The 13,865-nt window shown below is 72.0% G+C and carries 10 protein-coding genes; 3 read left to right on the top strand and 7 right to left on the bottom strand.

Translation table 11 applies throughout. The features are described 5' to 3' along the window. Window positions 1–199: 199 nt before the first annotated feature. Entirely contained in the window at window positions 200–1,804 is a 1,605-nt protein-coding gene (locus tag ACZ68L_RS06595; protein WP_469574666.1) for an alpha/beta hydrolase, read from the top strand. Between the two features lie 189 nt (window positions 1,805–1,993). Beyond that, window positions 1,994–3,574: an alpha/beta hydrolase gene (locus ACZ68L_RS06600; protein ID WP_469574668.1), complete on the top strand. Its 1,581-nt coding sequence runs from the start codon at window positions 1,994–1,996 to the stop codon at window positions 3,572–3,574. Window positions 3,575–3,658: 84 nt separating this feature from the next. Here the strand turns inward: ACZ68L_RS06600 and moeZ are convergent, their stop codons facing one another. The 7 genes from moeZ to ACZ68L_RS06635 form a co-directional block, all read right to left on the bottom strand. Further along, on the bottom strand, window positions 3,659–4,837 hold the full coding sequence (gene moeZ, locus ACZ68L_RS06605) for an adenylyltransferase/sulfurtransferase MoeZ (protein ID WP_114246509.1): 1,179 nt from the start codon (window positions 4,835–4,837) through the stop codon (window positions 3,659–3,661). 85 nt (window positions 4,838–4,922) lie between these two features. Continuing rightward, entirely contained in the window at window positions 4,923–5,747 is an 825-nt protein-coding gene (locus ACZ68L_RS06610; protein ID WP_469574670.1) for a spherulation-specific family 4 protein, read from the bottom strand. Then, window positions 5,735–6,700, bottom strand: coding sequence for an NAD-dependent epimerase/dehydratase family protein (locus ACZ68L_RS06615; RefSeq protein WP_469574672.1), 966 nt, complete (start codon window positions 6,698–6,700; stop codon window positions 5,735–5,737). The genes ACZ68L_RS06610 and ACZ68L_RS06615 overlap by 13 nt, the downstream gene beginning before the upstream one ends. A 154-nt stretch (window positions 6,701–6,854) precedes the next feature. Further along, on the bottom strand, window positions 6,855–7,919 hold the full coding sequence (locus tag ACZ68L_RS06620) for a hypothetical protein (protein WP_469575273.1): 1,065 nt from the start codon (window positions 7,917–7,919) through the stop codon (window positions 6,855–6,857). Between the two features lie 802 nt (window positions 7,920–8,721). Beyond that, on the bottom strand, window positions 8,722–10,584 hold the full coding sequence (locus tag ACZ68L_RS06625) for a DUF3492 domain-containing protein (protein ID WP_469575275.1): 1,863 nt from the start codon (window positions 10,582–10,584) through the stop codon (window positions 8,722–8,724). Window positions 10,585–11,167: 583 nt separating this feature from the next. Continuing rightward, complete coding sequence (locus ACZ68L_RS06630) at window positions 11,168–12,418, bottom strand: DUF3152 domain-containing protein (RefSeq protein WP_469574673.1); 1,251 nt, start codon at window positions 12,416–12,418, stop codon at window positions 11,168–11,170. Window positions 12,419–12,426: 8 nt separating this feature from the next. Continuing rightward, window positions 12,427–13,392 carry an alpha/beta fold hydrolase gene (locus tag ACZ68L_RS06635; RefSeq protein ID WP_469574675.1) on the bottom strand — a complete coding sequence of 322 codons (966 nt, stop codon included), beginning with the start codon at window positions 13,390–13,392 and terminating at the stop codon, window positions 12,427–12,429. 109 nt (window positions 13,393–13,501) lie between these two features. On the opposite strand from ACZ68L_RS06635, the gene ACZ68L_RS06640 reads away from it, so the two are divergent. Next, entirely contained in the window at window positions 13,502–13,717 is a 216-nt protein-coding gene (locus ACZ68L_RS06640) for a hypothetical protein (RefSeq protein WP_361449302.1), read from the top strand. Window positions 13,718–13,865 lie beyond the last annotated feature (148 nt).

The raw sequence follows: 13,865 nt of genomic DNA on the forward strand, positions 1-13,865 counted from the left end.
GCCCTCCCCGACCCCGGCTCGACGTCCGCAAGCCCTGCCCCACATACACGAAGCCGGTCCGGCCCTCCCCGCCCCTGGCCGGACGTCCGCCGGGACGGCCCGACATCCGCAAGGCCGGTCGGCCGATCGGGCGAGAGAACCGCCACCCGCTTGGACCGTGCCTCGTGCACCGGTCCGGTTCCCACCGCACGATGGGGCCATGAGGACCTCCCCCGCCCTGCGTGCCGCCGCTCTCGCCGCCGCCGTCACCGTGCTCCTTCCCATCACCGCCTGCTCGGAGAGCGGCAGCGAGGACGGCCCGGACGGGCCCCGGAGCTCCCCGCTCGCGGCGAACGCCGCCGAGGCGAGCAGCTCCGGCGACCTCGCCTCCCAGAAGCTCACGTGGAAGCCGTGCCCTGCCCCGTCCCCGGCACAGGGCAGCGGAGGGGTGCCGACGCCGCTGCCAGGCGGGACCCCCTGGGAGTGCTCCTTCATGAGGGCGCCGCTCGATTACACGAAGCCGCACGGCGAGACGATCGAGCTGGCACTCATCCGGGCCAGGGCCAGGAACCTGGACAAGCGGATCGGCTCCCTCATCTTCAACTTCGGCGGCCCCGGCGCCTCCGGTGTGGCCACCCTGCCCGCCTTCGGCACCGACTACGAGAAGCTTCGTTCCCGCTACGACCTGGTCAGCTTCGACCCGCGCGGGGTCGGCCGCAGCGCGGGCGTGGAGTGCGAGACCGACCAGCAGCTCGATGTCCGCTTCGAGAGCGACGGCACTCCGGACACCGCCGCCGAGGTGAATTCCTTCGTCAAGGACATCAAGACGTTCGCGTTGGCCTGCAAGAAGAACTCCGGCAAGAAACTCCCCTACGTCGGCACCACCAACGCCGCCCGTGACATGGACCTGATGCGCCAGGTGCTCGGCGACAAGAAGCTCCACTACTTCGGCATCTCGTACGGCACCGAGCTGGGCGGCGTCTACGCCAACTTGTTCCCGAAGAACGTCGGCAGGTCGGTGCTGGACGGGGTGGTGGACCCGACCCAGGACACCGAGCAGGCCTCACTCGGCCAGGCCAAGGGGTTCCAGCTCGCGCTGGACAACTTCACCAAGGACTGCGCGGCCCGCGGTGACGCCTGCAAGCTTCCCGGTGCCACCGGGAAGGAGGTCGAACAGGGCATCTCCGGCCTTCTCGCCGGGCTGGAGAAGAAGCCGATCCCGGGGCTCGGGTCCCGGCAGCTGACGCAGACCCTGGCCACCACCGGCATCGCGGCCGCCCTCTACTCCAAGGAGACCTGGCCGCTGCTGGAACAGGGTGTGGACGAGGCCGACGGCGGGAACGGCGCGCTGCTCCTCGCCCTCGCCGACTCGCTGAACGGCCGTTCCGAAGACGGTCGCTACGACAACTTGGTGGCTGCCAACACCGCCGTCAGCTGCGCCGACTCCAAGCAGCGCTTCACCTCGGATCAGACCAAGGCGAAACTTCCGGAGTTCCGGTCCGCCTCGCCGCTCTTCGGTGACTATCTGGGCTGGGGTCTGATGACCTGCACCGGCTGGCCGGTGGCGGGCGCCTGGAAGACCCCGGACGTCAGCGCGCCCGGCGCGCCCCCCATCGTCGTCATCGGCAACACCGGCGACCCGGCGACCCCGTACGCGGGAGCGAAGGCGATGGCCGACGCGCTGGGCAAGGGTGTGGGGGTGGAGCTGACGTACGAGGGCCAGGGGCACGGCGCGTACAACAGCGGAAACCCCTGTGTGCAGAAGGCCGTGAGCGCCTATCTGCTGGACGGCACGGTTCCGGCGGCCGGCACCGTCTGCAAGTGAACGACCGGCCCGAGACGCCCCGGGTGTTCTGTCCCAGGAGGTCGTGTCGCAGGGCGGACGGCGGTTCGGCGACACGGCCCAGGGTCTTTGGTCTGGATCACGCGAGCCCGGCATGATCCGAACGAGAGGCCGCAAGGGCTGACTTTCTGTACGTCGTCGTGAACACGCACATCGGGGAGGACGCAACACATGGTCGGACACGCACGCGCCGGGGCTCTGGCCGGCGCCGCACTTCTGCTGACGGGCCTGCTCGCGGGCTGTGACAGTGGTACGGACGACAAACCGGCCGACCCGACGGACCCCGGTGCGGCGTCCGCGTCCGGCGGTTCGTCCGCCACGCCGGACGGGCGGCCGGGCTCACCCCCGCTGCCTGCGGCCCTCACCTCCCAGCAGGTGGACTGGAACACCTGCAAGGCCCCCGCGGGCGGCAACGAACCCGGCGACGACTGGCAGTGCGCCACGGTCAAGGTGCCGCTGGACTACGCGAAGCCGGATGGCGACACCATCGGGATCGCGGTGATCCGCAAGGATGCCCAGGGCCCGGCCCGGCGCCTCGGCGCGATGCTGTTCGACTTCGGCGGCCCCGGCGGTTCGGGGGTCTCGATGCTGCCGCGGCTCGCCGACTCGTACCGCAAGCTCAACACCCGCTACGACCTGGTGAGTTTCGATCCGCGCGGGGTCGCGGCCAGCGCGGGAGTGAACTGCCGTACCGACAAGGAGACGGAGGACGCCAACCGGAAGGTCGACATGACCCCGGACACGCCGGCGGAGGAGGCGGCGTTCCTGAAGGACGGCGCGGACTTCGGCGCCGGCTGCGCGCGCCGCTCCGGCAAGGTTCTGCCGTACGTCGGTACGACCAACGCGGCCCGGGACATGGATCTGATCCGTCAGGTGCTGGACCAGAAGAAGCTCAACTACTTCGGCGTCTCCTACGGCACAGAGCTCGGCGGCACCTACGCCCACCTCTTCCCCGAGCGCGTCGGCCGGACCGTCCTGGACGCCGTCGTCGACCCGACCGCGGACGCGATCGGGCACGCCCGCAACCAGGCGACCGGTTTCCAGCGGGCACTGGAGAACTACCTCAAGGACCGCGGCCAGGACCCGAAGGCCGGAACGCGGCGCATCGCCCGGCTGCTGGAACGGATCGACAAGAAGCCGCTGCCGACGAACTCGGGCCGTGAGCTCAACGAGTCGCTGGCCATCACCGGCATCGTCATGCCGCTCTATTCCAAGAGCAGCTGGCCGTATCTGACCCGGGCGCTGGACGAGGCCGAGAAGAGCGGCACCGGCACCATGCTGCTGCGGCTGGCCGACGCGTACAACGGTCGTGACGAGAAGGGGCACTACGACACCCAGAACCACTCGCAGCGCGCCATCTCCTGCGCGGACAGCAGACTCCGGCCGACGGCGGCCGAGGCGCGGGCCCTGCTTCCCGAGTTCCGGAAACTGTCCCCGGTGTTCGGCCCCTTCCTGGCATGGGACACGGCCGGCTGGTGCGCGCAGTGGCCGGTGAAGGGCGAGCACGACCATCCGGAGGCGAGCGCCCCGGGCGCCGGTCCGATCCTGGTCGTCGGTACGACCGGCGACCCGGCGACGCCCTACGAGGGCGCCCGGAGGATGGCGGACGAGCTGGGCAAGGGCGTCGGCGTCATGCTCACCAACAAGGGCGAGGGGCACGGCTCGTACGGCGAGAGCGCGTGCGTGACGGCGACCGTGGACGCGTACTTCCTGGACGGGAAGGTTCCGGCGGACGGCAAGACCTGCTCGTGACGCGGAGTGTGTGTACGTCGAAGGGGCCGGTCCGCAGTGCGCGGACCGGCCCCTTCGGCACGACGGTGCCCGTGCGGCAATCGCTCAGTACACCGGCTTCTCGGGCTCGATCTGGTTGACCCAGCCGATCACGCCGCCGCCCACGTGCACCGCGTCGGCGAAACCCGCCGACTTGAGGACCGCGAGGACCTCGGCGCTGCGGACACCGGTCTTGCAGTGCAGGACGATGCGCTTGTCCTGCGGGAGGTCCTGGAGGGCGTTGCCCATCAGGAACTCGTTCTTCGGGATCAGCCTGGCACCGGGGATCGAGACGATCTCGAACTCGTTCGGCTCGCGGACGTCGATGATCTCGATCTTCTCGTCCGCGTCGATCCACTCCTTGAGCTGCTTGGGAGTGATCGTGGAGCCGAGCGCCGCCTCCTGGGCCTCCTCGGACACGACGCCGCAGAAGGCCTCGTAGTCGATGAGCTCGGTGACGGTCGGGTTCTCGCCACAGACCGCGCAGTCGGGGTCCTTGCGGACCTTGACCTGGCGGTACTGCATCTCCAGGGCGTCGTAGATCATCAGCCGGCCGACCAGCGGGTCACCGATGCCGGCGAGCAGCTTGATGGCCTCGGTGACCTGGATGGAGCCGACCGAGGCGCAGAGCACCCCGAGCACGCCGCCCTCGGCGCAGGAGGGGACCATGCCGGGCGGGGGCGGCTCCGGGTAGAGGCAGCGGTAGCAGGGGCCGTGCTCGGACCAGAAGACGGACGCCTGGCCGTCGAACCGGTAGATCGAGCCCCAGATGTACGGCTTGTTCAGCAGTACCGCCGCGTCGTTGACCAGATAGCGGGTGGCGAAGTTGTCCGTGCCGTCCACGATCAGGTCGTACTGCGCGAAGATGTCCATCACGTTGTCGGCTTCGAGCCGCTCCTCGTGCAGGACCACGTTCACGTACGGGTTGATGCCCAGCACCGAGTCCTTGGCGGATTCGGCCTTGGAACGGCCGATGTCGGCCTGGCTGTGGATGATCTGGCGCTGCAGGTTCGACTCGTCGACCTCGTCGAACTCCACGATGCCGAGCGTTCCGACACCGGCGGCGGCCAGGTACATCAAGGCCGGCGAACCCAGACCGCCGGCGCCGACACAGAGCACCTTCGCGTTCTTCAGCCGCTTCTGCCCGTCCATCCCGACATCCGGGATGATCAGGTGGCGGGAGTACCTGCGGACCTCGTCGACGGTGAGCTCAGCAGCTGGCTCGACCAGGGGTGGCAGCGACACAGGAACCTCAACAATGCAGGTGGTCGGTTTCTACGTACTTCGGCTACGTACGGTTGTTCTCTCGGTAACACTGCCACGCCCCTCCTCATTCCGAGATACCAGGTCCGCTCCGCGAGACGATTTCGTCCCAGTAGCTGGGCAGCGCCGCGAAGGGGTCCGTTTGCCCGTGTTGATCGTCCCGGTCCGTGAAGAAGATGGTGCCCGCACCCTGCCAGCGGGCGATGCGCATGGCCTCTTCGAGGTGGGTGCGAGGAACCCCGTGGACGAAGTGCGCGAACCGCTCCGGCGGGTAGGCGGCGGTCCACTCCGCCACCTGCGACCAGCGGTAGTCGGTCCAGGGGCCGGAGAAGGTGACCAGTTGGTCGGCGGCCTCGGCGTAGCCCGGGTGGGGGTGGGTGCCCAGCCCCAGCACCAGCGGACCGATCCCCTCGCCTCGGTCGCCGTGTTCGAGGAGCGTGGCGAGCGTGCTGGTGAGACGGCGGACCGCCGGGAGTCCGTCACGCCCGGCCGGGCACCGGCCGAGATAGAAGCCGTCGACGCGGTACCAGTCGAGGAAGGACTGCGCGTCGGCGATCAGCTCCCCGAACGAGCGGCTGCCGAAGGCCAGATCGAGATGGCCGAGCAGCCGCCCGCCCGCCGCGCGCACGGAGTCCTGCGGGGCATCGCCGTGCACCGCCCGCTCCCGCGCGTTGCGGAGCCGGCCCGCGGCCTCCAGACAGTGCGGGTCGGGGCGGGCGCCGGGGCCGGAGTCGATGTTGAGGACCGCCCAGTGCAGCGGGGTGCCGGGACGGACCAGCTCGGCCCACTCGGTCGGGGCGAGCAGCGGATGCGCGTAACCGGGGACGCCGAAGCCGAGCTGTTCGGCGCCGCCGGTCCGACGGACGGTGCCGGTGGGGGTCAGATACGGCACGCCGCCTCCATCCAGATGTCGGCGAGGGACTCCTCCAGGTTGATCCGGGGGCGCCAGCCGAGCCGGTCCCTGGCGGTGCGGACGTCGGCCTGCTGCCAGGCGCCGCAGCCGTCGGGGTAGGGGGACGGGGTCGCCGAGAGGTGCTCGATGACCGACTCGGTCGAGGTGCGCGGGGCGCCGATGGGCAGCCGGGGCGGGGGCGGGTCGAGCTCGTGGAGCGCGCCCGCGTATCCGGCGACCCTGGCGAGGACGGCGGCCGCGTCCCGGAGCCGCACGGCACGGCCGGTGCCGATGTTGACGACGCCCTGCGCGGCGGAGAGCGAGGCGGCGTGCACGGCGCGCGCGACATCGCGCACGTCGACGAAGTCGCGCTGCACGCCGAGGCCGCTGAGCTTCAGCTCGCCGTCGCCGGACTGCATGGCCCGGCGCATCGCCTCGGCGAGCCTGCCGAGCGGTGAACCGGCCGGGGTGCCGGGGCCGACCGGGGAGAAGACCCGCAGCACCACCGCGTCGAGGCCGGAGCCGAGGACGAGTTCGGTGGCGGCGAGCTTGCTGACGCCGTACGGGCCGCCGGGGCGCGGGATCGCGTCCTCCGCGGTCGATGAGCCGGGCTGCGAGGGCCCGTACTCCGAGGAACAGCCGACCTGCACGAGCCGGGCCGTACAGCCACTGCGCCGCATCGCCTCGCAGACGGTGGCGACGGCGACGGTGTTGTGGCGGGTCAGATCGCGGGCCCCGCCCCGGGTGGCACCCGCGCAGTTGACGACGACTCCGGGGTGGACCGCGTCCAGGAAGCGGGTCAGCGCGCCGGGGCTGCCGCTGGCGAGGTCGAACCGTACGTCGGCGTCGTCGCCGCGGCCGAGCGCCGTGAGGTGCACGGCAGGGTCGGCGAGCAGGCGGTCGGCCACGAAACGGCCGAGGAATCCGTTGGCTCCGAGCAGCAGCACCCTCATCGTGCGCCCCCTTCGTGCCGACGGCTGGCTGCCGGTGCGGGGGATTGGGGGGTCATGTCCGGTGTCTCCTTGAGGAAGTGAGGTGCGGTACGGGGAAAGGACCCGCGGCGTCGGCTCCGCGGGGCGTGCGGGTGGTGCGGTTCTGGTCGCGCGGTTACGCGGTGGTGCGGGTTTCGCCGCCGAAGTGAGCTGGGGTGTGGGCGGACGCCCGGGAGAGGGCGACGGTGGCGGTGATCAGCAGCCCGAGCGCGGCTGCGCCACAGGCGACGGCGGGTACGGCTCCGGTGCCCGCCGCCGCGACGAGTACGTCGACGGGGCGGGCGAGGACGTGCAGACCGGGCAGCCGCCCGGCCAGGACCAGGGCGGGTGCCAGGGCCTCTGCGGCGCAGGCGGTGGCGAGTCCGGCGGCGGCGGGCCCGGGAAGGCCGTGGACGCTCAGCAGCCGGGCCAGCAGCAGCAGCACCCCGAGCGCGGCCGCCCCGATGAAGGCGCCGCCGCCGCCGTATCCCAGGTGGGCGAGGTACAACAGCCCGGCGAGGGCGCCCAGGTGGAGCGCGACGGCCCCGAACAGCAGGGGGCGCACGCCTGCGGCGAACTCCTCCAGCGCACGGCTGCCAATGAGTTTGCGGTGTGCGTGGACGGAGAAGAGGTGCGCGCACCAGGCGGCCGGGGCGACGGAGAGGGCCAGCCCCAGCAGCGGTGCGGGGGTGATCGTCCAGGGGCCTTCGGGGCCGCCGCTGAGGACCTGGTCGAGCAGCGCGTCACCGTAGAGGACGTAGCCGAGGAGCCAGCAGCTGTAGACATGGGCGGTGCCCGAGGAGCCGCTCTCGGCGTGCAGGGGACCGCTGCGCAGGCTGAGGACGAGGCCGATGAGTGCGACAAGCGCTCCGACGAGGGTGATGACGAACCGTCCCTGACCACCAAGAGCGCCCTCCGTGAGCCTCAGCGCTCCGGCGGTCGCGAGACAAGCGGCGCCCGGCACCAGCGCCCGGAGCGTCCAGGCGGCGCGCGTTTCGGTGTCACGCTCCGGCGCGCGGAAGCCTGTTGCGGGCTCCCCCGTGACGGGGGGTACCCGGGCGAAGAGCTCCTCGGCGAGCGAGAAGACATCGCGGTGCCGGTAACGGGCGGCGGTCCGGTCGGTGACGCCGTGGGCTTCGAGCCCGGCGGCGATCTCCAACGGATCGACGGCCCGTTCGCACAGCGCGCGATGGCGGTGCATCAGCGTTTTCACGGGATCGGCGGGACCGCGGCGCGAGGCGCCGAGCCTGCGCGCCGGAGCGGCGGGCGCGATCTCGGGGGCGCGGGGGGCGGCTGCCCGCTCTCCGGGGGACTGCTCTCCGGAGGGCTGTCCGCCGGGGCGCTGCCCGCCAGCGGTCTCCTTTCCGGAGGTCTCCTCTCCGGTGGCCCGTTCTCCGGCACCCGGCGCCCCGGCGGGCTGCGCTGCGTAGGCTTCCTCCGCAGCAACGGCTCGCCCCGCGCCAGCGGCTCGCTCCACGTCGGCGTCCTCCGCGACGGCTCGCCCGGTATCCACGTCATCCCTGGCGGCTTCCTCCGCACTAACGGCTCGCCCCGTACCGACGGCTCGCTCCACGTCGGCGTCCCCCGCGACGGCTCGCGGGGTGCCGGCGTCATCCGCGACGACTCGCTCCGCACCGGCGTCCCCCGCGACGGGTCGCGGGGCGGCGGGCTCGGCGCCGGAAGCCGGGTGGGGAGATCTCCCCGCGGCTGCCGCGGGAACCGCGGGATCCGGTGTCGACGGTCCCCGGACCGGGTCGGAGAACTCGGCGACGGGCATCCTGGAAACGAGGGGCTCGTGGGCGACGACGGCCCCGTCGGACGCAAGGGACCCGGAGACCAGGGCCCGGGAGCGGAGGTCCCAGCTTCCGCCCGCTGCCGGTGCGGCGGGCGCGTCGGACGCCCCGGTCGGGCGGCCCATGGTGATTCCTCCGTGATCGTCGCCGACTGCGTGGGGCCGTCCGGGCTCGCCGCCGCGGCCCGGACCGGCCGTCTCCTGTTCCCGTTCACGCATCGCCGCCACCCGCTCCCCGCGCTCCCGCGCAGACGGCCCTGGTCTCGACGGCCCAGCTGGGCGTGCGGTCGGCCGCGGCTGCCGGGGCAGGGGCGGAAGCCGTCCACGGGCCCTGGACCTGTGCCTCCGGCGGGGTGGCGAACGGGCGCGGTTCGCCGTCGGCGTCCACCGCGTCGGCCTCCCTGTGCACCGGGGCGCGCGAGATCAGCTCCAGGTAGATGCCGCGGAATGCAGCGAGGTTCTGCTCGACGGTGAAGAGTTCGATCGCACGGGCGCGCGCCGCCGCTCCGAGCCGTGCGCGGCGCTCGGGGTCGCGCAGCAGCGCGAGGCAGGCGTCCGCGAGTGCCTTGGGATTGCGCGGGGGCACCACCAGCCCGGTACCACCGATGACTTCGACCACCGCGCCGACATCCGTCGACACCGTGGCCCGTCCGCAGAACATCGCCTCGACCAGACCGGTGGGGAAGCCTTCGACCACACTGGACAGAACGACGACGCCACCCGCCGCGTAGGCCTCCGGCAGATCCCGCGCCTCGGCTCCGCCGATGTCCTCGAAGGAGACCGGGTTGTCGCCGACGGCGTGCGCGTCCGTGGCCTCGTCGGGGAACAGCTGGGCGGCAAGCGCCCGGCAGTGCGCGAGATATCCGGTGTCCTCCGGGCCCTGCGACGCCGACCCGATGATCCGCAGCCGGACGTCCGGTTCGGCCTTCCGTACTTCCGCGAAGGCGTGCAGCAGCGCGATCAGGTCCTTGGCGGGCTCGATCCGGCCGACCCACACCAGTGTGTCGTCGGGACCGCTGTCGCCGCTCTCCCCCAGCGCCGTGAACCGGCCGGACTCCATGCCGGCGTGGACGGTGCGCAGCTTCTCGCGTTCGGCACCGCACCGTTCCTGCCAGCGGCGGGCGTGGGTGCTGCCCGGGGTGACGATCGCGGCCTGCCGGTACACCTCACCGGCCAGCCGCCCGTGGAGGCCGGCGAGCAGGGCGCGTACCGGCGCGCTCAGGGGGGAGTCGGTGGCGGCGAGGTAGTGCTCCCGCAGCCGCACGCCGTGCTCGCTGACCAGCAGCGGAACCCCGAAGAAGCGTTTGGCCAGCAGTCCCGGCAGGGCCGCGGCCCCGCCCGACGTGGCGTGGCAGAGGTCGACCGCCCCGAGGCTCTCCTCGTCGTACCAGTCGAGGGAGAGCGGGCGCAGCACCCGGTCGAGCTCCCGGGCGAAGGCGAGGAGATCGGGGACGGCGGCGGCCTGGACGGTGCGTCCGGTGCCGGGGGCGCGGCAGGCGGATTCGAGCACGCGCAGGGCGGTCTCGGAGCGGAGTGCGGCGAGCAGTCCCCCGTGTTCGCGGGCCAGTTCGGCGAGTCCGTACAGGCCTTCGGTGAACCGCGTGTCCGCGACGCCGACGGCCTCGCGCCCCTCGTCACCGCGTTCACCGGAACCCACTGCCCCGCCCGCAGCCACACCCGCACCCGCACCCGCAGCTTCGTAGCCACCCGGCGCACCCGGCGCACCCGTCGCGCAGACAGCGGTCGCGAGAGCCGTGAAGTGCGCCGTGAACCGCTGCCGTTCGCGCCGCCCGTACGAGCGACCGCCCCCGCCCGTCACTATCCGGGCGAGCAGCCCTTTGGGGACGCGGGTGCCCAGGGAGTCCTCGTCGACCGACCACAGCGGTGCCGTCCGCACCCGGCTGACCTGCGTCGGGAGCGGGACCCAGCCCTGTGCCTCCTGTTCGGCGGAGTGGCTGAGCGCGAAGAGATCGAACTCGTGCTGCGCGAGTCCGCGCACCAGATGGTCGCACCAGAGTCTGGACTCACCGGTCGCATACGGATAACCACCGTCGGTGAGGAGTCCGATCCGCACGAGCACACCCCCGATCTCCCTTGTGGGCGGCCGCCGTCGGGACGGCGGCTCACAGCGGGACGACCGTAAGCGGATACGCCGGTGGCGCGATGGACGGTTGTCCGTCGCGCCACCGAAAGGGGTGAATCGTCGTAACTTTCCCGCCCTGGCGGCGTTCGGTCGCGCTATGGGAACGGTCGATCACTCGGAGTCAGGCCGCAGTCGGCTCCTTGCGGGCTGCGCGGCGGACCGAGCGAGCGCCGGGCCGAGCGAGGGAACGGTGGCCAGGGGCTGTTTGGTTTACGGGTCCCCGGGGCCCTCGTACACCCGTTCCACCTCGCCCCCTCGCGGATCCGGCCCCGCCACAGGACGGCGACCCGGTGGCTGACCTGCCGCGCGACGGCGAGGTCGTGCGCGATGAAGGCCAGCGCCAGGCCCAGCTCCCGCCGCGACCGCGCCAGCAGAACGGTCATCCGCAGAATGAGACACTCATCTCGACATGCGGACGGATTCGAGGCGTGGTGGCCCGGGTCCCGCGGAACACGGTGGAGACCGGCCCGATCGAGGGGCGGCCCGGAACACCCCGGGCCCTACGCCTTCCGATTCAACTGGTGGGGTACACCCAGGAGTTGGGCCGGCATTTGATCCCGTCGATGTCCAGGGACTTGGTCTGCTGCTGCATCACCGGAGCGAGCGCTCCCGGCGTGCGACAACTCGCATGGTCGTGACCCAGCCGGTGACCGACCTCATGGTTGATCAGCATCTGGCGGTAGGCGAAGAGTTTGTCCGGACCGAACGTCGACGACCCCTGCGCCCAGCGGTAGGCGTTGATCATCACGCGTTCGGTCGCGGCGGAGTCGCACGAGACGTTGTCCTCCGTCGTGTCCAGCCCCGACTTCCGGCACCAGTCCCCGGTGGTTCCGGGACTGGCCAGGGTGATCACGAAATCGGGGTCGCCGGAGGAGATCCGCTCGAACGTCATGGCGCCGTCGTGCGCCCAGCTGCGGTCGTCGTTGAGCGTTTCCTGGACGGCTCGGGCGAAGAGCGCCACGTCGAGCCCGAGGCCCTTCTCGACATCGATGCGGTAGCGGTACTTGTGTCCCCGGCCCGGGGCCTTCGCCGAGCCCGGAACCGCCTCGAACTTCCCCGACCCGTGGAGCTTCGGCGGGAGCGGATAGGCCTTGGCCATCTTCTCCGCGTACGAAAGGGGCTTGACCTGCGCCGCCTTCGGGGTCGGCCGGTCGTCCGAGCGGGAGGCGCCCTCGGTGCCGTCCCGGTCGACGCCCGCGGACCGCGCGGTGCTGCCTCCGTCGTCGTGGGCGACCTGTCCGGCCACGACCACCGCGAGCACGGTGGTCACCGCGGCGGCCGCTATGCCGGTGAACGTGCGCCCCCTGGCGCCCTTGGCGGGCGTCGGCGCGCCTGCGTCACCGCCCGACGGCTGCTCGTCGCGCTCGCCGACCGAGCTGTTCGGATCGGCCGGCGGGGCGGGCGGGGCGGAAGGCCTCCGGGGTGCGGGCGGAACGGGTGACGCGTCGAAGGCCTCGACGAACTCGCGCCGCGGCCCCGGTATCAGCGGTCGGGCCCCGGCCTGCTGTGCGCGCCGGGGCACCGTCTGCTGCGGGCCGGTCCCCCAGCCGCCGCCGGGTTCACGCTGTTCGGGGTGGCCGCCGCGGACATGGCCGGCCTGCTGGAACGGGGCGTGCCCGTCCGTACCGGCGGGCGCATCGGCCGACTTCCGGCGCCGCCCGCTGCCGGGCCCCGGGCGGACGCCTTCTCGGCCGGCGCCCGCGTTCGCGAGGGCCTCGGTATCGGCCCCCGTGGTTGCGGGGCCTTTTCGGCTATGTCGTCCCACGCCCCGGATCAGCTCCCGCCGCATTCATCGAGCAGATCCCGGAACGCCTGGGCGACCGCCTCCGGGTACTCCATCATCGCCACGTGCCCCGCGTCGGGCAGTGTCAGCAGTCGCGAATCGCGGAAGGCCGCGGACGCCCTGCGTGCCATCCGGTACGAGACGAGCTGGTCCCGTCCGCCGTACACGAGCTGGGTCGGTGCGAGCACCCGCTCGGCCTGGCGCCACAGTCCGTGCTGCCCGCCCAGCGTGTACGCGTCGACGATGCCACGTGCCGAGCGCGCCATCGCGTCCCAGAAGTACGGCAGTTCCAGCCGACGCTCCATTTCGGCCACCGCCGCGCGGAAGCCCGACTCGGAGACACGCGCCGGATCGCCGTAACAGAGTGCCATGACACCGCGCGTGCGTTCTTCGGCGGTCCAGTCCCTGGTCATGCGGGCGAACAGCTGGGCGACGCCCGGAACGGCCAGCAGTCCGGTCGGCGCGGCGGAGCGCTGCACCCGGATCTCGGGCAGCGCGGGCGAGATGAGGGTGAGGGTGCGCACCAGGTCGGGACGGACCGCGGCGACCCGGGTGGCCACGGCGCCGCCGAGCGAATTACCGAACAGATGGACCGGTCCGCGCTCCGCCGCGTCGAGGAAGCGGATCACGGCGCGGGCATGTCCGGTGACCGAGTAGTTGCCGTCGTCCGGTGGCGGCGAGTCCCCGAAACCGGGCAGGTCGACCGCCTCCCCGTCCACCAGGTCCTGGACCAGCGGCATCAGCGCCGACCAGTTCTGGGAGGAGCCGCCGAGCCCGTGCACATAGAGCGCGGGCGGCAGCCCGGCCCGCTCCGGCGGCCGGGCCCGGACGGTCAGCGTCAGTCCGGGCAGCGCGACGGAGCGCAACTCCTCGCCCTCCGCGACCCTGACGGTGCTCACCGTGGGGGCCACCGCGGCGGCGGCGGCGTGGACGCCCGGCAGCTCGGTCGAAGACATGCGGCAATGTTACGAGACGATCACACCACGAATCATGTGTTCGCGGTCACAGATCGCATAGCGGCACGCGGGGGTAGCTCCTAGGCTCTTAGCAAGGAAGGGAGTCACCATGACGGTCGACCCCAGCGACCCGGAAACCTTCGAGGACATCCAGCCGGACGAACCGGACCAGGAGACGCCCCGGGCGGACGCCGCCGAGCAGCGGGCCGATCTCCAGCAGCGGCGCGACGAACCGCTCACGGACATCGACCGGGACAGCGCCAATGAGGCGGATGCGGCGGAACAGGCTCGTGTGGTCGCACAGGATGAAGACGATTACCGTTGATTCGCCCCGCTTTGCCACAGCGGTCGACGAATCTGTGGCTACCGCAGCCGTCCGGTCCATGAAATTCTGCGTCCGCGCCGCGCGCACCCGGGTTACCCAAAAGTACGATGGCGGTACGGCGCAGCGTGCACGGAAAGGCTGTGTCCGA

This window comes from Streptomyces sp. NPDC104309, assembly GCF_055584025.1.

Coding starts and splice junctions, on each gene's coding strand:
- ACZ68L_RS06635 (WP_469574675.1), bottom strand. CDS start 13,392: ATGTCTTCGACCGAGCTGCCGGGCGTCCACGCCGCCGCCGCCGCGGTG.
- ACZ68L_RS06615 (WP_469574672.1), bottom strand. CDS start 6,700: ATGAGGGTGCTGCTGCTCGGAGCCAACGGATTCCTCGGCCGTTTCGTG.
- ACZ68L_RS06640 (WP_361449302.1), top strand. CDS start 13,502: ATGACGGTCGACCCCAGCGACCCGGAAACCTTCGAGGACATCCAGCCG.
- ACZ68L_RS06600 (WP_469574668.1), top strand. CDS start 1,994: ATGGTCGGACACGCACGCGCCGGGGCTCTGGCCGGCGCCGCACTTCTG.
- ACZ68L_RS06595 (WP_469574666.1), top strand. CDS start 200: ATGAGGACCTCCCCCGCCCTGCGTGCCGCCGCTCTCGCCGCCGCCGTC.
- ACZ68L_RS06620 (WP_469575273.1), bottom strand. CDS start 7,919: ATGCACCGCCATCGCGCGCTGTGCGAACGGGCCGTCGATCCGTTGGAG.